At 59.7% G+C, this 20,832-nt stretch carries 14 protein-coding genes; 7 read left to right on the plus strand and 7 right to left on the minus strand.

Features of this window, described 5'->3' with window-relative positions; all coding sequences use genetic code 11:
• Positions 1 to 100: 100 nt before the first annotated feature.
• Positions 101 to 2,563: a malto-oligosyltrehalose synthase gene (treY, locus tag QP981_RS04155; RefSeq protein WP_016422970.1), complete on the plus strand. Its 2,463-nt coding sequence runs from the start codon at positions 101 to 103 to the stop codon at positions 2,561 to 2,563.
• Complete coding sequence (locus QP981_RS04160; RefSeq protein WP_284857481.1) at positions 2,553 to 3,719, plus strand: GTP pyrophosphokinase; 1,167 nt, start codon at positions 2,553 to 2,555, stop codon at positions 3,717 to 3,719. Before treY ends, QP981_RS04160 begins: the two co-directional genes overlap by 11 nt.
• Here QP981_RS04160 and QP981_RS04165 read toward each other — a convergent pair.
• Together QP981_RS04165 and QP981_RS04170 are read right to left on the minus strand one after the other, a co-directional pair.
• On the minus strand, positions 3,667 to 4,059 hold the full coding sequence (locus tag QP981_RS04165; protein ID WP_080969602.1) for an RNA-binding S4 domain-containing protein: 393 nt from the start codon (positions 4,057 to 4,059) through the stop codon (positions 3,667 to 3,669). The genes QP981_RS04160 and QP981_RS04165 overlap by 53 nt on opposite strands.
• Positions 4,060 to 4,305: a hypothetical protein gene (locus QP981_RS04170; protein ID WP_256886859.1), complete on the minus strand. Its 246-nt coding sequence runs from the start codon at positions 4,303 to 4,305 to the stop codon at positions 4,060 to 4,062.
• Between the two features lie 152 nt (positions 4,306 to 4,457).
• Between QP981_RS04170 and QP981_RS04175 the strand changes: the two genes are divergently transcribed.
• Positions 4,458 to 5,204 (plus strand): helix-turn-helix domain-containing protein, encoded by a 747-nt coding sequence (locus tag QP981_RS04175; protein WP_016422973.1) that lies wholly within the window; start codon positions 4,458 to 4,460, stop codon positions 5,202 to 5,204.
• A 6-nt stretch (positions 5,205 to 5,210) separates the two neighbouring features.
• Here QP981_RS04175 and QP981_RS04180 read toward each other — a convergent pair whose 3' ends face one another.
• Positions 5,211 to 5,912 carry a YigZ family protein gene (locus QP981_RS04180; RefSeq protein ID WP_181895421.1) on the minus strand — a complete coding sequence of 234 codons (702 nt, stop codon included), beginning with the start codon at positions 5,910 to 5,912 and terminating at the stop codon, positions 5,211 to 5,213.
• A 129-nt stretch (positions 5,913 to 6,041) separates the two neighbouring features.
• Between QP981_RS04180 and treZ the strand changes: the two genes are divergently transcribed.
• A complete protein-coding gene (treZ, locus tag QP981_RS04185; RefSeq protein ID WP_284857479.1) occupies positions 6,042 to 7,958 on the plus strand; it encodes a malto-oligosyltrehalose trehalohydrolase in 1,917 nt (638 codons plus the stop codon).
• Here the strand turns inward: treZ and QP981_RS04190 are convergent.
• From QP981_RS04190 to dnaE, 3 genes are all read right to left on the minus strand, one after another.
• Positions 7,955 to 11,635, minus strand: a complete 3,681-nt coding sequence (locus QP981_RS04190; RefSeq protein ID WP_284857478.1) for a hypothetical protein — start codon at positions 11,633 to 11,635, stop codon at positions 7,955 to 7,957. The genes treZ and QP981_RS04190 overlap by 4 nt on opposite strands.
• Before the next feature lie 106 nt (positions 11,636 to 11,741).
• A complete protein-coding gene (gene ilvA, locus QP981_RS04195) occupies positions 11,742 to 13,037 on the minus strand; it encodes a threonine ammonia-lyase IlvA (protein ID WP_049190440.1) in 1,296 nt (431 codons plus the stop codon).
• Between the two features lie 56 nt (positions 13,038 to 13,093).
• Positions 13,094 to 16,651, minus strand: coding sequence for a DNA polymerase III subunit alpha (gene dnaE, locus QP981_RS04200; RefSeq protein WP_016422978.1), 3,558 nt, complete (start codon positions 16,649 to 16,651; stop codon positions 13,094 to 13,096).
• Positions 16,652 to 16,894: 243 nt separating this feature from the next.
• Here dnaE and QP981_RS04205 point away from each other — a divergent pair, with 243 nt between their 5' ends.
• The 3 genes from QP981_RS04205 (at position 16,895) to QP981_RS04215 (ending at position 19,854) form a co-directional block, all read left to right on the plus strand.
• Positions 16,895 to 17,059 (plus strand): hypothetical protein, encoded by a 165-nt coding sequence (locus QP981_RS04205; protein WP_016422979.1) that lies wholly within the window; start codon positions 16,895 to 16,897, stop codon positions 17,057 to 17,059.
• Positions 17,060 to 17,140: 81 nt separating this feature from the next.
• Entirely contained in the window at positions 17,141 to 18,430 is a 1,290-nt protein-coding gene (locus tag QP981_RS04210; protein ID WP_284857477.1) for an alanine racemase, read from the plus strand.
• Positions 18,427 to 19,854: a D-arabinono-1,4-lactone oxidase gene (locus tag QP981_RS04215; RefSeq protein ID WP_284857476.1), complete on the plus strand. Its 1,428-nt coding sequence runs from the start codon at positions 18,427 to 18,429 to the stop codon at positions 19,852 to 19,854. Before QP981_RS04210 ends, QP981_RS04215 begins: the two co-directional genes overlap by 4 nt.
• On the opposite strand, the gene rarD is transcribed toward QP981_RS04215, so the two are convergent.
• Positions 19,851 to 20,819 (minus strand): EamA family transporter RarD, encoded by a 969-nt coding sequence (gene rarD / locus QP981_RS04220; protein ID WP_284857475.1) that lies wholly within the window; start codon positions 20,817 to 20,819, stop codon positions 19,851 to 19,853. The genes QP981_RS04215 and rarD overlap by 4 nt on opposite strands.
• Positions 20,820 to 20,832: the final 13 nt, after the last annotated feature.

Consider the following 20,832-nt stretch of genomic DNA (forward strand, 5'->3'; position numbering starts at 1 on the left):
GAAAAAATCCGCATTCGGACGGCGGGTGCAGACTCTGGGGCTAGCTGCTGCCACAGCGGTCAGGCAGCAGCTTTTCCTGGTGGGCGGTATAAAGGGGAACATGAGTCGCCGACCAATTACGTCCACCTACCGTCTCCAACTCCGTGGCCCCAAGGCCGACCCAAACGGGCGCGCTTTCACGTTCGCTGACGCGGCTGAACAGGTCGGCTACTTGGCAGACCTCGGAATTTCACACCTGTATCTGTCGCCTATCCTCACCGCCGTACCGGAGTCTAACCATGGCTACGATGTCATCGATCCGACGACAGTGAACCCGGAGCTCGGCGGCATGGAAGAGCTGCAGAAGCTCGCGCAGGTGGCGCACAAGGCCGGTCTGGGCATCATTATCGACCTGGTACCGAACCACCTCGGTGTTGAGGAGCCCAAGCTCAATGCCTGGTGGTGGGACGTTCTGACCTATGGCAAGGATTCTCAGTTCGAGCCATACTTCGATATCGACTGGCACGAGGACAACGGTGCCAACGGCAAGATGGGGTTGCCGATTCTGGGATCCCCGGAGGATATCGACAAGCTGGAGCTCGACACCTCTGGCGACGAGCCACTTCTGCGTTACTACGACAACACATTCCCGGTGCGCCCCGGCACCGAGGACGGCACCCCGCAGGAAGTACATGATCGCCAGGCCTATCGCCTGATGTACTGGAAGGACGGGGTCATTGGCTACCGTCGATTCTTCAGCGTCAACGGCCTGGCCGGCATCCGCCAGGAAAACCCGGTGGTATTCGAGCACACACACCGCATCATCCGCGAGCTGCTAGCTGCGGACATCATTGACGGTGTCCGCATTGACCACCCGGATGGCCTCAGCAACCCATTCGGATACCTCAGTGAGCTGCGCCGTCTACTCGGCGATGACAAGTGGCTGGTTATCGAGAAGATTCTGGGTGCCGAAGAGCCACTGGATCCGAGGCTCCAGGTTGACGGCACCACGGGTTACGACGCCCTGCGTGAGTTCGACAATGTCTTCGTCAACCGCGACTCCCGAGACGCCATGAGTATGTTGGCTCTGCAGCAGTCCGGCTCAACCTGGGACAAAACTGCCGTGCAGGCAACTGCGCAGGCTCTCAAACACGATGTCGCAGCGCACGAGTTGGCTGCAGAAGTCCGTCGTCTAGCACGTGCCCTGCGCCGCGATAACTGGTCTATCAGCGGTACCAGCGTCAGCGATGAGGTACTTATCGACACCATCTGCAAGCTGGTCGCTGCCATGCCTGTCTACCGTTCGGACTATGTCTCCCTGTCGCGAGTGGCTTCCACGGTCATTGGTGAAATGGCAGCGCGTTTCCCCTCGCGTGTCTTTGCCCTCGACCTCATTTCGGCAGGTTTGGTAGCCGGTGGTGAGGCCGCCACGCGGTTCGCTCAGGTTTGTGGTGCGGTCATGGCAAAGGGTGTCGAAGACACCACCTTCTACCGTGCCTGCCGCCTGATCAGCCTAAACGAAGTCGGCGGTGATCTCGGTCGCTACGGCATGTCTGCGGCGGAGTTCCACCTGTTGCAGTCGGAACGTGCTCGCCTCTGGCCACGAACCATGACCACGCTGTCCACGCACGACACCAAGCGCGGCGAAGATGTCCGCGCCCGCATTCTCCAGCTCTCCGATGTCTCCGGCGACTGGGCTGAAAATGTCCGCAACTGGATGGCCATCACCCCCGCCCCGGACGATGCCACCGGCTACTTCCTGCTGCAGAACATCATCGGAGTCTGGCCGACCGACGGCGTGATTACCGATGAACTGCGTGAACGCCTCCACGACTACGCCATTAAGGCCATCCGCGAGGCAGATGTGCACACCTCCTGGACGGAGCCGGTCGAGGAGTTCGAACTCGGCATCCGCAGCTGGATCGACGCGCTTCTCGACGGCCCCCTGACCGACTCCATCACAGAGTTCGTCCGCTCCATTGCGCCAGCTGCCCTGACCACGTCTCTGTCGCGCAAACTCCTCCAGCTTGTCGGCCCCGGCATCCCCGATACCTACCAGGGGACGGAGTTCACAGAGGACTCCCTGGTTGATCCTGACAACCGCCGGTTCGTCGACTACGATGCGCGCGTCGCGGCGCTGGATAAGGTTGCTCGCGATGAGGTCACGTCGGTAACTAAGAGTCCAGAGCACCCAGCTGAGCTGCCGGAGGACTTTACGGATGCCGATGCGGACGTCGCAAAGCTGATGGTGACTCACCACGGAGTGAAGCTGCGTGCAGAGCGTCCGGAGTCCTTCGTCGGCGGCGCCTACCAGCCAGTATTCGCCGTGGGTGTCGGCGAGCGTCATTTGGTCGGTGCAGCACGTGGACCGAAGGGCGAGCCGGAAGATGTTATCGCGCTGGTGACGCGCCGTCCGCTCGGGCTGCAGCGCGAAGGCGGTTGGGGCGACACTACAGTGACACTTCCCAAGGGGTTTTGGACCGACCGTTTCACCGGCCATACCTGGTCGGGCACCATCGCCGTGGCTTCTCTGTTCAGCTCCTTCCCAGTAGCACTGCTGGTACGCGAGGACGATGACGATTAATCGAATGAAGGATTCGCTTGCCGACGGTTCCCGCGAGCAGACCCGCAAGGCTCAGTTGGCGGAGGATCGAGAGGTTACACGTGCGCTGCAGTCGAAGTACGACTCGTGGGCAACTCGGCACCCCACTGCCGCGCAGGACTTTGTCGATGCGATTAAAGAGATTCTCTCCGATGCCGGTTTGGCCTTTGACAATGTCACGGCGCGGGTGAAGTCTTTCCGCTCATTGCGGCAGAAGGCCCTGCGTCGTGAAGCGGACGGCAACTACGTCTACCCTGACCCGTGGCACGGTATCCACGACATCATCGGCGTGCGTGTAACCACGTACCATTCGACGGAGATTCCCGCGATTATGGATGCGCTGGGAGATTCGCTGACTGTGCTGCGTAGGATTGACAAAACCGCGGAGACACGAATCAGCGGCCGGTTGGGATACGGCTCCCAGCACTTGATCTGCAAGGTGTCGACGGCGGCGCCGTCAGAGCTAGCTCCATATGCGGATATGCAGTTTGAGGTGCAACTGCGCACTGTGCTGCAGCATGCGTGGGCGGAGTTTGAGCACGATATTCGCTACAAGGCCCCTGAGGGAGCGACAGACCCGCGGATTGATCGAGCTTTTGCGCTGGCCGCTGGCCTTATTGAGCTCGCGGATCAGCAGTTCGACCAAGTCGTTGCCGTGCTGGAGGAATCCACGCCGGACGATTCCGCGCAGGGAGAGGGCAAACAGCCCTCAGCTCCGGCAAAGACCACAGCCGATGACATTGTGGTGACTGAGGAAACCCTACCCGGCGTGCTGACGATGCTGCTTCCAGATGCGCCCCGATCGAAATCAGAGCATTACGGCTGGGCAGAAGAACTGCTGGAGCGCAATGGCATCCGCACTGTCGGGCAGCTGCGAGAGCTACTTAATCCGCAGCGCCTCAGTGCGGTAAGCAAGGCCATGAAGTACCGCTTTAACCCAGGCCATGTGCGTGTTATCGATGACCTACTACTAGCGGCTCGCGGTGAAAAGCACATCAAGGCCACTGCGGATACCAGCCATAACCCGAAGCGTCGACCAGCCCGTTTGCGCGCACGGTTGCAGCAACTAGCGGAGGCCGGGATGCCTATGAGCGACGTCCCCGAAGACGATCGAGCTGACGGCGATCGCGCTTCGTAGGCCGCCCGGCACCGCGATCGCGCGTCGGCATCGATGCGAGAATCTCCCTCGGAGGCGGTGGCGGAGAGTGGTCGATATAGCACTGCCTGGCCACCGGAGCTCCGACCCGCTTCTTCACCGTCTTGGTGACCTCAACAATGTGTTCGCGGTGGTTTGCCCACAGTCGCACTCTGTCCCCTGGGACGACCAGAACTGAGGGTTTCACGGCTTCGCCGTTGACTTTGACGTGGCCGCCACGGCACGCATCTGCGGCCAATGAGCGAGTTTTCAGCAACCTGACCGCCCAAATCCAGGCATCGATACGCACTGGTTCGGTAGACAATTGCTGCTGAGCAGGCATTTACTGCGGATCCTTGTAGTTCACAATCCGCTGAACCTTTTGCCAATTGAGAAAACCACCGACCAGGCCGACTACTGCCAGGATGAGGAATAGGGACATGCTTTCGGCTAGAAGTCCGAGCACTGCACCGCCGACGACACCGCTGCCTGCCCATACAACGGCATTGCGGGAGTACTTTCGCACCGCGTTCTTACGGAGCTCAATGGGGTTCTGAGGTTGGGGCTGAAGATAGCTCATGGAGTACATATTAGAGCGTTCTGGTCGCCCTGACGCATCGCATAGGTCGATAGGGCGTACAATTCGGAAAAAATTTCTACGGCCATAGCTAACCTGCTAGATATTCCTATTTGGGTAGGTAATTAACACAATGGCGTAGGTTGATTGCTAGTGTTAGTCCTATGACAGAAACTGTCCGCCCCCGCCACCGCATGGTCGACCGCGTTGCGGCGATCCTCGAACTCGTTGCGCGCTCTAACGAAGGTCTAACCCTCACTGACATCGCCCACACGCTGAACTATCCGCTCAGTACCACGCAGGGCCTTGTCAACGGTCTGACTGTGACAGGTTACCTTGACGAGTCCAACAAGCGTTACACGCTCGGCATGGCGCCGTTTCTGCTCAATGTCATGGCCGGTCGTCGCATGGTCAACGTTCCGACGGCTGAGCTCGAGGCGATTCACAACGAAACTGGCTTGATTACCGTGCTGGCACTGCCGGTTGGTGGCAAGCTTTTCTACCTCAAAACCGTCGGTGAATCCATGCGCTACCAGTACCTGACGGAGAACTTCCTGCCGCGCTCGCTGTTGCGCACCTCTGCAGGTTGGGTTTTGATGAGTCGGTTTGAAAAGCGCGAACTGTGGTCCTACCTGAACTCCGCGCGGCCGGAAGACCAGGTCTATGTGGATGATTTCCTCCGCCAGGCCGGGGAAATCGCTGAGACCGGCGTCTGTGCTGCCCCGGGTATTGCCGAAGGCGGTGGCGTTGACGGTGTCTCTATCGCAGTGGAGGAAGACGGTGCTACTGTCGCGGCGGTCTGCGTTTTCGGTCGGCCAGAAAAGATTGCGGAAAATAAGGACGAGCTGGTGGAAATTCTCAAGCGCCATCGCGGCGCACACAACGGCGAGGAATCCCCGAACCAGGGTTAGTGGCTGTTAAGCGCGCAGCTCCCACCAGATTTCGCCACCGTCCGTAGACGGCTCGCTAGCTCCCTTAGTCAGCGCCTGCATTTCGCCGTCAAGCTGGGCAATCCCATCGGCAGTCACCGCGATGGAAAACTCCACGTTCTGGCCCCACCGCGTTTCCACGATCTCATAACCACGAGCACGCAATTCCGCTTCGATGCGACCGGCATCTGCGGCGGAGACACTCACTACCCTCAAGGCTCTTTGCACGCGTCGCATGCGTGTGACTTTTTCTAGACACTCTGAGACCGAATCCGAATAGGCCCTCACAAGCCCACCCGTGCCTAATTTGATGCCGCCAAAATAGCGGATCACTACGGCGGTGACATTCGTCATTCCAGAGCCCTGGAGCACATCGAGCATCGGGCGCCCTGCCGTGCCACCAGGTTCACCGTCATCTGAGGATCGCTCCACCCGATTCCCTCCGACGACCTCATGAATGTATGCGCTGCAGTGGTGGCGAGCATCCGGGTACTCCGCCTTGGCCAAATTGATGACCTCTCGGGCGCTGTCTTCGTCGTCGGCACGCGCGATCCACGTAATGAAGCGAGATTTCTTAATCTCGATTTCATTCGTGACGATGTCACCGTCGGCGGGGACAATCAGCTCGATGTCACGCTGATTCTGCGTCGCTTCGGTCGAAGTGGATGGCTCGGTGGTCATAGTGTCCATTGTTGCCTATGGGCTTAGTGCACACCCAATCACCGCCGCTCGGTACTTTTCTCGACCTCACCTTTGACTCCCCTCGAATCCGCGGTGTTCGAAAACGTTTCCCTGTGCCCATCCGCTGACTGACCTACCATGGTGCCCATGAGCAACTACCGAGTCTGGGCCCCGTACGCTTCCGAAGTCCGTCTGCTGTTGGGCAATCCTGACGCGCCAGCGATTTTTGATATGCATCCCATCGCTGACGCGACCGATGACTACGGCGCCAACTCTGGTTGGTTTGAAGCTGATGTGGCTCGCACACCGGGGGATCGCTACGCATTTTCGCTGCGGGCACATGCGGGATACGGCGCGCCTGACGACGAATCGGGGGACGGCTCCTCCCCTGCTGTCGGTGACTGGACAATACCGCTGCCAGATCCGCGTTCCCAGTCGCAGCCGGATGGTCCGCATGGTTTCTCCGAGGTCGTTGACCTGGGTGCCTATAAGTGGAAGGACTCGGCCTGGTCGGGCCGGATTCTTCCAGGAGGTCTGATTTATGAGCTGCATGTGGGCACCTTCAGCGATTCTGGTGATTTCGAAGGTTTGGTGGAACATCTAGACCATCTGATTGAGCTGGGGGTAACACATATTGAGCTGATGCCAGTGCAGCCTTTCGGTGGTGACCGTAATTGGGGCTATGACGGTGTGTCCTGGCACAGCGTGCACGAGGGCTACGGTGGCCCGCGGGGTCTACAGAAGCTGATTGATACGTGCCACCGAAAGGGTTTGGCTGTCATCTTGGATGTGGTCTTTAACCACTTTGGTCCAGACGGCAACTATGTGGGATTTTTCGGCCCCTACACCGCTGGTGGTTCGACGGGTTGGGGTGAGGTTGTCAATCTCACTGGCGACAACTCTGATGAGGTGCGTGCGTATATTTTGGATGCAGTGCGCCAATGGCTGGTGGATTACCACGTCGACGGTCTTCGTCTGGACGCGGTCCATGCCCTGCATGACGAGGGGGCATTCCACATTCTGGAGCAGATGCAGGTTGTCGCAGACACTGTCGCAGCCGAGACTGGTATTCCGCGTTCTTTGATTGCAGAGTCCGACCAGAATGATCCGCGTTTGGTCCGCCCGCGCGCTGCAGGTGGCTTTGGCCTCAACGCTCAGTGGGATGATGACGTCCACCATGCACTGCACACGCTGGTCTCTGGCGAGGACCACGCCTACTACTCAGACTTTGGGTCGGTGGAAGCGCTAGCTAGTGCTTTGGAAACTGGCTTCTGGCATACGGGCACAATGTCGACGTTCCGTGGTCGCACTCATGGTCGTCTCTTCGACCTGTCTGTACAGCCCATGCATGCTTTCGTAACGTACACGACCACACATGATCAAACGGGAAACCGCGCTGTCGGTGACCGTCCGTCGATGAACCTCACTCCGGCGCAGCAGGTTTTAAAGGCAGCAGTTATCGCCTGCAGTCCTTTCACCCCGATGCTCTTCCAAGGTGAGGAATGGGGCGCCTCTACCCCGTTTGCTTTCTTCTGTTCCCATGAAGATCCGGAGCTGCAGCGGCTCACGCGCGAGGGACGCCTACGTGAGTTTGCCCGTGCTGGGTGGGATCCGAAGGAGGTATCCGACCCATCGGATCCAGAGACCTTCCACCACTCGAAGCTCAATTGGCAGGAGGTCTCGGAGGGCTCGCACGCCACTATTCTGGCGGCCTACCGCGATCTCTTCGCGCTGCGGAAGTCCCACCCGCCGCTTCGCACTCCCTGGTCGGCATCTGTGGTGACTGAGTATGACGAGGACAATCGTTGCCTCGTCGTTGTGCGCAGCCAGGATGAGCGCGAAATGGGTGCCCGGAACTCGGATGCCTTTGAAACTGTCGCTTTGGTGGCGAATTTCTCCGACGCCGAAACCAGCGTCAGCCTGGATTCCGAGTTCGGTTCCGCCCACCTGCTGCACACTTTTGAAGACGCAGCAGCCAGCATCGTCAATGACGAAGCTGCCGGTCCCGAAATCTCGCTTCCAGCGTGGGGCTACGCTGTCGTCTCGCTCAGCTAGTCAGCCGGACTTTCAGCCTCGGTGTCGGACTCTTCCTCATCCGCCGCACCCTGCTCGGGTGCTGGCCACGGCAACTCGGTGACATCACCGTGGAGGACGTGAGCCACCAACGCGTCTGCGATGAGAATATCGCTCATCACCAACGTCGGAACCAGGTCCGCCAGCTGAGCCCACATCGGAATCAGCTCACGGACAGCGGCGACACTGGCATCAGAGTTCTCAGCCTGAGTACGAGCCAATACGCGGGCAGCCACTGCAATAAGCAGTGACGTTCCCGGCACCAGAGTCCAGTGCAGCGAAGGATCATCCGCATCGATGCCGTCGAGCTTGTGGAAGCGCACATTGACCGCCTTGCGCAGTCGTGGAGACGCCTTCGACACCGTCTTAAACAACACTCGAGAGGCGGCGGCAAGCTGGGTCATGACACCGGATTCCACAATCTCAGCACGATTGCGTACCACTTCATAGATTGCCGTGAAACGAGCGTCATCGTCGGTCAGCGGACCCGGGACCATGCGGTAAGGATCAAAGACCTGCGACAGAATAGCGCTGGCCTGTGCTTCCGGCAGCGAGGTAATCTGCACCGAGCTCTGGTCGATAGTAGCGGACTCCAGGGTGGTGTCCTGGCCGCTGGCAGCAATGTCCAGCAGTCCCTGGCCACCAGTTGTGCGCAGGTAATCCAGCTGACGAGAACGGTCCACGCTCTCATCAGTGAGATCCGCTAATGCTGCCAATGCACCGAGCCACGGCACACGGCGACGCCCCGGCACTGGCTTAGTAGCGCTGAAGTCTCCCAGCACGAGTCCGGAGGCGATAAACATACCCGGCTGATCGTCGAGCGCGATGACTGAACGGTTCAACGCTGCCAGTCCGGCGCGTGGTTCGGCACACAAGATCGCACCCAACCTAGGTGCGGCCAGCAGCGGATTCGCCTGCGCCATGTCGGTTGCACGACCAGCGCGCAAGGTCGCCAGTAGCGTCCACAAACGTGCGAGCTGATCCTGATTTAGCTCGCCCCACAGTTCCTGCGCGCGAGCAACGGGATCGGTGTCCTCGCCATCGAGGTCGATAGCCTCTGCATCATCGACATGATTCAGAATGGTCGACCCGGCCGCCGGCCACTGCGGGTGGCGTTCCTTTTCCACACCGAGAGTCACCTGCGCGACGAATGGGCCGAGGCCGCGGAGTTCGGCGGGAAGCTCGCATTCGCCCTCTACGACTTCCAGGGCGACGGGTTCGCGCCACGGTTGACCGGCGGCCCAGAGCCACAGGGTCATCGGCAAGTGCGAAACATCGTCAGCGACATCAACCTCGATGATGTCAGTGGCTTCATCGTTGAAGGAAATCTGGCGGATGGCATCGCGGGAGGAAGCCTCCACCAGTGGTACAGACAGGCGCTTCCGTCCCGTCACACGTGTCCAGTCCAAACTGATGCGCAGGGCCTTCAGCAGGGAGATACGGTCGGCAAACTTGCCGAACTCCGCGTAGCCAGTATCGCCGAAACGCTTGATGGGGACGCGACAGATGTCGCGCTCACCGCTGGAAACTGCAATATGCGCATGGCGCAGCTCGCCCGGGGCATTGACGACAATCTTGCCGAAGGCATCGACACGCTTCGGGCGGGTGACCAATGTAGTGGTGCGGCGGGCGACGGATTCGTCGGCAAGCGGAACCTCAAACTGCAGCGTTCCTGGCGTGACCTGCAACTGCAGCCATGCGCCCTCCTCGGTGGAAAGCTCGACGGTACCTGTGACTTCGTCCGCCCCGAGGCGCACGATAGCGGGCTCGGCGTCAAGCGGCTTGTCGCCGGAGACAACGCGGATGTCAGCGGGGCTCAGACCGTCGATGGTTGGGATGCGGAAGCCGTCACCACCACCGCTGTAAGTGATCGTGAGGTCCGCCTGCTCCGCAATGGCGAAGTGCTTCTGGAAGCTGCGGCCACGCGGATTGACCAGGCGAACCACGAACTCGCCGACCCACGGATAATCGTCATCGGTAAGGATCTCAACCTCGCCACCCGCGGCGGGCACCTCGAGGTCATAGACCATGACGGAATCCGTGGTAAACGCACCATAGCCACCAAAATCGGTGACGATGGCGCGCCAGGACTCGTCCTTACCGGACAGCGTCGGCGGGAACACAGCGACCGGACCACCGGCGTAAACCGGGGTGCCGTAGGCAGACACCGTGCCGTCGAGACGCGCGTGGGGCATGGTCATTCGCGGTTGACGCTGCGGTGATGCCGAGCGAACCTCGCCTGCCGCCCCAGACCGACGAACCTGAACTGCATGAACATCGCGAAGATCGATCTCAGCGACTTGCCACAACTCCCAGTTAAATGGGCGCGGGTCCGATAGCAATGGCACCTCAGCACCCGTGACGGGGTCAACGAGCGTGGCATCAACCGGGTAGACCACCGTAGCGGACGTCGAGTGTAGCGAGACCTTGTCTGTGACCGACTGACCGTCGGCACCGAAAATGAGAATCGGGTCCTCAGTGCTAATCGCAGGGACTCGCCAGTGCTTCTCATCGCCGATTTCCACCAGCACATCGCGCACCGGCTCATCGATGGTCACCACTGGACGCGGCAGCGAATCCTGCAGGCCCACCACCGGCGTCGTTGCTACCGTGCCGCCGAAGGTGACACGCCAGGTCCGTCCCGCCGGATCCAGCGGCGTCGGTAGCTGTACGCCAACGGTCTGCGTCAGCTCATCGAAGTACAGCTGCGGGCGGCCGGTCGTTGCCACCACGCCCACCGCTTCACGACGATTCGCAGTACCCGCCGGACGCATACGCAGCTCTTCACGCGCAGCGGCCACCAGCATGGGCGGCAGCCCCGCATCGAGCTGGCCGAGTTCTTCCCGGGCCTCCCAGTTGGCCGGATCGGCAGCCGTGGCAATGGCGTAGCCGAGGGTTGCCTTAAACAACTTGTGTGCCTGACGAGGTGCCGTCCTGGCCAACTGCCGCAGCGCCAGCGGGTAGACACCATCTTCCGCCTCTGCGATTTCGGTCAGCAGCTCCTCGAGCAGCGGGTGAACCTTCGACAGCGCCTGTACCAAGTCATTTGATGAAGGGTCGGATAGCTCCGCTACCCCGGCAAGTTCCTCGCAGCGCTCGATAATCAGTGGCATCACTGACAGCTGCACTCCCGCGTGCAGCAAAAGCACCTGCGCTGCCCGCTGCAGCGGATCCGCGTCGGCTTGGTTGCTGTCGACGTCGTTAGGCAAACCAGCATTGGACAGCATTGTCGGCACTGCGGCGGCGAGGTGCTTGACGAGCGCGCCGGTAGTGTCAGCGTCTGGATCCAACTGCAGAGCCGCAGGCCAGTCCAGCCACATTTCGCTTGCCGACGCAACACGCGCGGCGCGTCCTACCAGCGAGGCAAGGGTGACCAGCGGGTGATTGTCAACGACACTCTTCGCAGCTTCAATATCGGCAGCAGTACCACCCGCCAGATGATGGGCCAGGAGCGTTCCCAGGAAGCGGTCGATACGCTCAACCTCGTCCATCGCCAGCCCTGACCAGACAAACAGTGGCTCAACTTTGGCCTGTGTGGCGGATTCCAGCAGACCCGGAATCCGGGTGGCCAGGTCCTGCTCTGCGGCAGCCAGCCACATTTCGACAATCACGGTATTTTCCACTCGGACACCCTGGTCGACACTGCTTGCCCCAGTCATAGTGGGTGGACGCTCCCCTTCGCTACAAAGCTTGCTCGAAAAGATTCATTTAATTAACGGAGCTGGGAGGACTTCCTCGGAGGTTTCCCAGCTGGACCCAGCAAGTCTAGGTCAAAAAGTCATACTCTGGTGTGCCGGGTACCAGTCGGCGGCACTTCAGCGGCGAGGCATCCATGCGTGCCAGCAATTCCTCGAGGTCAGAGGCACGACGTAGCTCAATACCGACAAGAGCCGCGCCAGTTTCGCGATTGTTGCGCTTGAGGTACTCGAACTGCGAGATGTCGTCATCCGGGCCGAGAACATCGCTGAGGAACATGCGGAGCTGGCCGGGCTTCTGCGGGAAGTTGACCAGGAAGTAGTGCTTGAGGCCGCGGTAGACCAGCGAGCGCTCCATGATCTCGGCATAGCGCAACACGTCGTTATTACCGCCCGAGATGATGCAGACAACAACCTCGTCCGGTTCAAACTGCATCTGCTCCAGAGCTGCCACAGACAGCGCACCGGCCGGCTCAGCGATAATCCCTTCGTTCTGATAGAGATCCAGCTGCGCCTCACAGACCGCGCCCTCCGGCGCAATCATCGGATGAACGCGGTTGCGGTTGGCCTCCAGAATGTGCCATGGCAGGTCACCGAAACGGGCCACCGCGGCGCCATCGACGAACGGATCGGTGTGCCCCAGCGTAATCGGGCCGTTGTTCTCCAGGGCTGCGCGCATGCAGGCCGCACCCGCAGGTTCCACACCCATGACCTGGGTGTTCGGCGACATATCCGACAGGTAAGAGGTGACACCGCTGAGCAGACCACCGCCACCGACCGGTACGCAGATGGTATCCAGAGTCAACCCCTGACCGGAGAGCTGCGCAATAATTTCAGCTGCGACAGTGCCTTGTCCGACGATGGTGTTGAAGGAGTCGAATGGCTCCACCATGGTGGCACCAGTGCGCTGTGCGTCAGCACGCGCAGCAGCGGCGGCCTCATCGAAGGAGTCCCCGACAACGACAATCTCAACGGCATCGCGGCCGTGGTAAGCGATACGGTCGCGCTTCTGCTTCGGCGTGGCATTGGGCACATAGATGCGCCCCTTAATACCCAGCTGACGACAGGCATATGCCACGCCTTGAGCGTGGTTTCCTGCAGATGCCGCAACGACGCCTGCTGCTCGCTCTTCGTCGGTGACCTGAACCATGGCGTTGTAGGCACCGCGAATCTTGTACGAGCGCACGTCCTGGAGGTCTTCCCGCTTGAGGAATACCTTAGCGCCGGTGATTTCGGAAAGACGTGGGCTGAACTGCAGCGGAGTGGCCGCAATAACCGAAGAAATTCGTGCCTGCGCAATCTGAATATCGGCCGCGTGGACAAGTCGGCGTTCGGTCTGGGAAGCAGGCACGGAATTCTCACTCATGAGCTATGACTCTACTCGGTCATACAACCGGTTGCGACAATCAGGGCCACGATAAGCTACCCCAAAATGCTGGCCCCAATCGTCGCCTTCAGATCACCAATCAAGCTGGCGTCCCGGTCAACCCGCAAGTGCTCGCCGAGAACCAAAGTGGTGTGGGAATCGCCGTCGACAAGCTTGAGGTAAACGTCGGAGTCGCCTGGGTTGTCCAGCAGTACTGACTTCAGCTTGGCAATCATCTCCGGAGTGCACTGATCAGTGCGCATGGTCAAACGCAGCGGCGCCGAAGTGGAGCCATTACGGCCAAGATCCGGCAGCTTCAGGTCATCACAGACCACACTCATGCGGTCATCGCGGTACTGAACGCGAGCACGAATAAGCACAATGGCGTCTTCAGCAATGCTGGTGGCAATCATCGCGTAGGTCCTCGCAAAAGCCATGACTTCCACGCGCGCGCCGTTGTGGTCCTCAATACCGATAATCGCCCAGGGCTGACCGTTCTTATTCACGCGACGGTCAACGCTAGAGACAATGCCACCAATAGTGATTTCGGTGTTGTTAGCGACTTCCCCACCGACGACCGTGGTCAAAGCGGTATCGGTCTGCGCGGCCAGCGATTCTTCGAACCCATCGAGTGGATGACCGGAGACATAGAGGCCCAGCATTTCTCGTTCCAGGGTCAGCTCGTGCTTGCGATCCCACTTTTCATCCGGCACACGGATTTCAAAGATGCTCTCCGATCCGGTGTCCTCTTCCCCACCGAAGCCCGCAAACAGGTCGAACTGTCCCTTGTCTGCAGCCTTCTTGGTCGACAGCACCGAGTCAATGGCTTCTTCGTGAATGAGCGCAAGGCCCTTTCGTGGGTGCCCCAGCGAGTCGAAAGCGCCGGCCTTAATCAGCGACTCGGTGATGCGCTTGTTACACGGCAGCGTCTCAATCTTGTCCAGATAGTCCGAGAACGACGTGAACTTGCCCTTCTCCTCGCGCGTCTTCACAATCGACGCGACCACATCATGGCCGACGTTGCGGATAGCGCCAAGGCCGAAGCGAATATCCTCACCGACCGGCTCGAAGTCCATACCCGACTCATTGACATCCGGCGGCAGCACCTTAATGCCAAGGTGGCGACAGTCCGACAGATAAATAGCCAGCTTGTTCTTATCATCCGCCACCGAGGTCAACAGCGCCGCCATGTACTCAGCGGTGTAGTTGGCCTTCAGATACGCGGTCCAGTAGGACACCAGGCCGTAGCCCGCCGCGTGAGACTTGTTAAACGCGTACGAAGCGAAGGGCAGAATAATATCCCACAGCTTCTGGACAGCATCCTTAGAGAAACCATTTTCCAACATGCCGCCTTCGAAGTTCACGAACTCCTTGGCCAGCACCTCGGGCTTCTTCTTACCCATGGCCTTACGGAAACCATCTGCTTGGCCCGCGGTGTAATTCGCCAGCTTCTGCGAGATCTTCATGATCTGCTCCTGGTACACAATCAGGCCGTGTGTTTCTTCCAGGATTTCTTTCAGCTGCTCATCCAGTTCCGCGTGGATGGCGTTATAAGGCTTGCGACCATTCTTAATATCCGCGTAGTCAAAGTGCGCGTTCACACCCATCGGCCCCGGACGGTACAGCGCCAGCGATGCCACGATGTCGTCGAAGCCCGTTGGCTGCATGCGCTTGAGCAGCTCACGCATTCCGCCACCATCGAGCTGGAACACGCCGAGGGTGTCACCGCGTGACAGGAGCTCATAGACCTTTGGATCATCGGTCTGAAGGTCATCGAGCAGAACTGTCTCGCCTCGGTTGGACTTGATGTGCTCAATACAGTCACCGATAACCGTCAGGTTTCGAAGACCCAGGAAGTCCATCTTCAACAGACCGATGGCCTCACACGCCGGATAGTCCCAGCCAGTGATAATCGCGCCGTCAGCCTGTCGCTTCCACATCGGGATGTGATCCAAGAGTGGCACCGACGCCATCACCACGGCACAGGCGTGCACGCCGGTCTGCCTAACGACGCCCTCGAGGCCACGGGCTGTCTCGTAAATTCGAGCCACATCGGGGTCGGTTTCAATAAGCTGTCGGACCTCGGCGGCCTCGCCGTAGCGAGGGTGCTCCGGGTCGACGATACCGCTCAGCGGAATGTCCTTAGCCATAATCGCAGGTGGCAGCGCCTTAGTAATGCGGTCTGCAATCTGGTAACCCGGCTGACCGAACTGCACACGCGCCGAGTCCTTCAGAGCCTGCTTGGTCTTCACCGTACCGAAGGTGACCACCTGCGCCACCTTGTCTTCGCCCCAGCGATCGGCGGCGTAGCGAATCATTTCATCGCGGCGGCGGTCATCGAAGTCGATATCGATATCCGGCGCGGACGGACGCTCTGGGTTCAGGAATCGCTCGAAGAGAAGACCGTGCTCAATCGGGTCGATATTGGTAATCCACGTCGCGTATGCAACCAGGGAACCGGCAGCGGAACCACGCCCCGGACCGACCTTGATGCCCACCTCACGGGCATGGCGGATCAACTCCGCAACGATAAGGAAGTACGACGGGTAGCCCTTACCGTCAATAACCTCAATTTCGTACTCCGCGCGCCGGATGTACTCCTCCGGTACCTCGCGCCCTTCAAAGCGCTTGCGCAGCCCCTCCATCACGTTGTGATGCAGCCATGTCGTCGGCGTCTCCCCTTCCGGAACGTCCGCCTTCGGCATGCGATCGTGCGGGTGCTCCTCCCACAGCTCGTCGTAGTCCTCGACGCGCTCTGCGATGAGCAGCGTGTTATCGCAGGCACCCGGGACTAGGTGATCCCAGGTCGCGCGCATTTCTTCGGCGGACTTAATAAAGTAGCCGTCACCGTCGAACTTAAAACGGTCCGGGTCATTGAGCGTCTTACCCGTCTGCACACAGAGCATGGCCTCGTGAGCCTTGGCCTGGTCACGGGTGACATAGTGGCAGTCATTCGTAACCAGCGGCGGCAGGTTCAGCTTCCGGCCAATCTCCAGTAACTCACTGCGCACACGGGTCTCAATATCCAGCCCGTGATCCATCAGCTCAAGGAAGTAGTTTTCCTTGCCGTAGATGTCCTGCCACATCCCGGCGGCCTGCAGAGCCTCGTCGAACTGCCCCAGGCGCAGACGCGTCTGCACATCACCCGACGGGCAACCAGTGGTCGCGATAATGCCCTCGGCGCGTTCTGCCACCAACTCGGCATCCATACGCGGGTACTTACTAATTTGTCCCTCATACGACGCCATCGACGACAGGTAGAACAGGTTCCGCAGGCCCTGCGCATTCGCAGCCAACATGGTCTGGTGCAAGTAGGAGCCACGACCCGAGACGTCGTCTCGACGCTGATGCGGTTCACCCCACTGAATGCGCTTTTTATTAAAACGGCTCTCCGGCGCCATATATGCCTCAATGCCGATGATTGGCTTGATGCCCTTGGACTTCATCTGCCGATAGAACGCATTCGAGCCAAACATATTGCCATGGTCGGTGACACCGACCGCAGGCATTCCCTGTCGCGCAACCTCGTCGGCAAGCAAATCAATCTTCGCCATACCGTCGAGCATGGAGTACTCGGTGTGATTGTGGAGGTGCACGAAGGAGGAGTTAGCCATGAGTCCAGATTGTAGACAATCCCCCGGACTGAACAAGATTCCTTCGAACACCCAAAATGAAGCAGCCCCTTATGCCTGCACAGTTATAGCTAAAGACGTGTGCAACATCACTCTTACTTTTCCTTTACTTTTCAAAACCAGTTGACAATACTCAACACCACGGTTCGTGAGGAAGTCCTCATATTTCCTCGCGGCCATAGAGAAACACACTGCCCTCAAGCAAAGAACCAAAGGAGCAATACAGTGTTCGCACCACTTTCCGATGGCCACTTCACCTACTTCCCCAAGCCCGAGCTTGACGAGGTTCTTGCAACCATCGACCGCCGCCCCGTTGCCGCCGGCTACCTCATCGATGGCGATGTCATCACCTCCAACATGGATGCCGCCCGCTACAGCTGGCTGGTCTAAAAAAAGCGCAGACCTGGAAAATTCTGACTTTCTTTTCAAAATCAAAGACAGTACAGGTTTTCAATGATTACGTTTTAGGGCATGAAACTTTCTCGAGCTTCTGCCCCGGAGTCCTCGGGTACATCCCGCCCGGCTCCGACACCGACGTCTCATTTACCCGAGGCGCTGCCGCCGCAGACGTCCCAGACAGCCCGCCCGCCACTAGCTACCGACACGCTGCTTAACTGCACTTCCCTTCCTGCAGTCGTCGTCGACCTCGCGGCGGTCGAAGCCAATGCCCGCGATATGCTCCGCCGTGCAAACGGGATGCCTATCCGCGTGGCCTCGAAATCGATTCGCATTCCACAGCTTATTTCGCACGCCCTGGCCTTCCCCGGTTTCCAGGGCGTGCTGGCATATTCACTGGCAGAGGCGCTGTACCTATTCCGAGAAGGCATTAGTGACGACATCGTCGTCGCCTACCCAACTCTTGACGCCCGCGCTATCTCAGAGCTTGCCGACGATGATGCAGCGCGTGCCGCCATCTGCGTCATGGTTGACCGTCCCGAGCATCTAGAGGCGCTGGCGTCGTCGGCAAGCGAAAATGCGCCAATCCGCGTGTGTATGGACGTCGACGCATCCTTTCGTCCCCTCCCCGGCGTGCATATCGGTACGCTGCGCTCAAGCCTGTTCTCGCCGAAGCAGGCAGCGGCGTTTGCCAAGCAGATTATTGCCCGTCCGGAGCTGCAGCTGGCCGGAATCATGATGTATGAGGGGCACATTGCCGGGGTGGGCGATGCCGGAAAATCCCTGCGTGCGCGCGCAATTCGAGTGATGCAGGCCGTCTCAAAGAAGGAATTGGCAAAGCGCCGCGAGAAAATTGTCGCTGCAGTCGAGAAAGTGGCGGGGCCGCTGGAGTTTGTCAACGGTGGTGGCACGGGGTCGCTGGAGTCGACGTGCGCCGAGGCCGCAGTCACCGAGGCAGCGGCGGGGTCGGGGTTCCTGGCACCAACCCTCTTCGATAACTATCGTGCATTCAATCTGCGCCCGGCGTCCTGGTTTGTGTTGCCGGCGACGCGACGTCCTAAGAAGGGCGTGGTCACGGTGTCCGGCGGTGGTCGAATTGCCTCTGGACCGGCAGGAGCTGACCGGCTGCCAACGCCCTGGTACCCCACTGGCCTGCGCTACGCGGCAGAGGAAGGACCAGGTGAGGTGCAGACTCCGCTGCTCGGCAAGACCGCCGACGCAATTTCGCTGGGAGATCCCGTGTGGTTCCGCCACGCCAAGGCCGGCGAAATAGCCGAGCACACACAAGAAGTCATTGCAGTTCGAGATGGCACCATCATCGCCCACTGGCCCACGTACCGAGGAAAGGGATTGATCTTCACATGAGCAATTCACACAACAACGCCCGCTTCACAGTCTCTACAGTTGAGTCCCGAGTACCACGCGTACGTCGGCGTGCGCAGGCGAAAGCCGTCGCCAACTCGCATTGGAGCAATTGGGCGCACACGCAATCGTGCACCCCGTCCTACACTCATCAGCCGCACGATGATGAGGGCGTCATCTCGGTAATTAAAGCGGCGAAGACCGAAGGGACTACGGTGCGCCCGCTGGGGGCCGGTCATTCTTTTACTTCCGTGGCCACCACCGATGGGCACCGCATTCAACTCGACCGCTGCTCTGGTCTGGTCGAACTCGACGCCGCCAACCAGACCGCCACGCTGCGTGCCGGCACTCGCCTGCGCGACACTCCAGGTATTCTGCGCCCGCTCGGTTGGGCACTTCCCAACCAGGGCGATGTCGATCCGCAGTCGCTGGCCGGTGCTATCTCTACTGGCACACACGGCACCGGGCTTGGATTCACCGGCTTCGCAGGCACCGTGAAAGGATTCAAGATTGTCACCGCGGATGGCGTCGTCAGGCACTGCCATCCGGACGCTGAGGGAATCGACGGCGAGCTCTACCGCCTCGGCCGGCTGGGACTGGGTGTCTTCGGCGTGCTTACGGAGGTCACGATGTCCGTCGTGCCAGCGTTTGATCTGCACGCCGACGAGCACCGCGAAGAGTTTGATTCCCTGCGCAAGAGTTTCGCCGAGCGCTGCAAAGAAGCTGACCACCTGGAGTTTTTCTGGTTCCCGGGACAGCGCGAGACGCTGGTCAAGCACAATACTCGCATTGAACCGCAGCGCCACCGCCGCCCGAGCCGCAATAGCCTGAAGCAGCGCCTGGGCAGCGCGCGTACGTATCTTAACGACGAAGTCGTCAACAACATGGGACTCTTGGCGTGCTGCGAGATTGCTAAGGCCATTCCCGCTACGACCGATACCATCAACCGGATTGCCACCAACACCGTGCCAGAGCGCCGCTACTCCAATGAGGCGCACAAGGTCTTTGTCTCGCCGCGCCGAGTGCGTTTCTCCGAGATGGAGTACTCCGTCCCGCTCGAGGCCGCTTCCGATGTCCTCGGGGAAATCCGCGACGCGATTGCCCGCAAGAGGATGAAAGTCTCCTTCCCCATCGAGGTGCGCTCCGCGAAAGCCGATGATGTGGCCCTGTCCACTGCGTACGGTCGCGACAGTGCCTACATCGCCATCCACCGCTACTGGAAGGAAAACTACCGAGAGTACTTCAACCTCATCGAGCCGATTTTCAAGGCCCACGAAGGTCGCCCACACTGGGGCAAATTGCACACGCTTCGCACGGAGGATTTCGCGGAACGTTATCCGCTGTTCGGCGAGGTCCAGGCACTACGGGAAAAGGTCGACCCGCAGGGAATCTTCCTCAACGAGCACCTACGCGAACTTTTCTGCTAATTATCTGCCGGCTTTACGACGTCCCGGGTAACCGCCCCATCCGTCTGGTCGGCGGCATCGTCGGAAACCGCGGCCGGTTCAACACCGGCCTTGTGGAGTTCCCGGCGTACCCGCCTCTGGCGCCGCATCTTCAGGATGAGATCGCAGATGAACAGCGCGACGGCACCCCAGATGATGAAGAATCCGATCCAGCGCTCCGGTTCGAGCTCCTCGCCCAGCACAGTGACTGCCAGGGTGATTTGGAGAACTGGAGTCAGGTACTGCATCAGACCCAAGGTGGCCAGCGGCAGGCGTTTGGCACCTTCGCCGAAGAGAAGCAACGGAATGGCGGTAGCAACACCGGCGCTCATCATGAGCAGCACGTGACCAGTTCCTTCGGAGGTAAAGGTGCTCTGCCCGTTGTAGGTCAACCAGAGGATGTATGCCAGCGCAATCGGTGTAATTACGGCGGACTCGGCCGTCAGCGAAGCTGCGGAGGAAAGCGATACCCGCTTCTTCATTAGTCCGTAAAAACCGAAACTGAACGCCAGCGCCAGCGCACCCAACGGCGGATGTCCCACACCAATTGTGAGAACAATGACCGCAATGGTTGCCAGGATGACACTGCCGAGCTGCAACCGCGAGATGCTTTCACGGAAGAAAATCATCGCCAACAAAACGCTGACCAGCGGGTTGATGAAGTAGCCGAGCGCAGCCTCCGCCACCTGCCCATTGTTGACCAGGTAGACGTACACACCCCAGTTGACGGAGATCAACAGTGCGGCAATAAAAATAGTGCCCCAGGTCTTGGCACTCGCGGCCTTCAGCTCTGGCCATGCGCGCATGAAGCTGAGGGCAATGACCATAAAGACAAGGGTCCAGACGAATCGGTGCGCCAAAATCTCTACGGCCCCTGCTGGTTCCAGCAAGGGGAAATAGAGCGGAAACAGCGCCCACAAAAGGTACGCACCGAATGCCTGAATCACTGTTGACTGACTC

The organism is Corynebacterium sp. MSK047, assembly GCF_030232285.1.
Lineage (GTDB): Bacteria > Actinomycetota > Actinomycetes > Mycobacteriales > Mycobacteriaceae > Corynebacterium > Corynebacterium jeikeium_D.

Excerpts from the sequence above, each read along its gene's own strand:
- treY (WP_016422970.1), top strand. The coding sequence starts at position 101 with ATGAGTCGCCGACCAATTACGTCCACCTACCGTCTCCAACTCCGTGGC.
- QP981_RS04160 (WP_284857481.1), top strand. The coding sequence starts at position 2,553 with ATGACGATTAATCGAATGAAGGATTCGCTTGCCGACGGTTCCCGCGAG.
- QP981_RS04165 (WP_080969602.1), bottom strand. The coding sequence starts at position 4,059 with ATGCCTGCTCAGCAGCAATTGTCTACCGAACCAGTGCGTATCGATGCC.
- QP981_RS04170 (WP_256886859.1), bottom strand. The coding sequence starts at position 4,305 with ATGTACTCCATGAGCTATCTTCAGCCCCAACCTCAGAACCCCATTGAG.
- QP981_RS04175 (WP_016422973.1), top strand. The coding sequence starts at position 4,458 with ATGACAGAAACTGTCCGCCCCCGCCACCGCATGGTCGACCGCGTTGCG.
- QP981_RS04180 (WP_181895421.1), bottom strand. The coding sequence starts at position 5,912 with ATGGACACTATGACCACCGAGCCATCCACTTCGACCGAAGCGACGCAG.
- treZ (WP_284857479.1), top strand. The coding sequence starts at position 6,042 with ATGGTGCCCATGAGCAACTACCGAGTCTGGGCCCCGTACGCTTCCGAA.
- QP981_RS04190 (WP_284857478.1), bottom strand. The coding sequence starts at position 11,635 with ATGACTGGGGCAAGCAGTGTCGACCAGGGTGTCCGAGTGGAAAATACC.
- ilvA (WP_049190440.1), bottom strand. The coding sequence starts at position 13,037 with ATGAGTGAGAATTCCGTGCCTGCTTCCCAGACCGAACGCCGACTTGTC.
- dnaE (WP_016422978.1), bottom strand. The coding sequence starts at position 16,651 with ATGGCTAACTCCTCCTTCGTGCACCTCCACAATCACACCGAGTACTCC.
- QP981_RS04210 (WP_284857477.1), top strand. The coding sequence starts at position 17,141 with ATGAAACTTTCTCGAGCTTCTGCCCCGGAGTCCTCGGGTACATCCCGC.
- QP981_RS04215 (WP_284857476.1), top strand. The coding sequence starts at position 18,427 with ATGAGCAATTCACACAACAACGCCCGCTTCACAGTCTCTACAGTTGAG.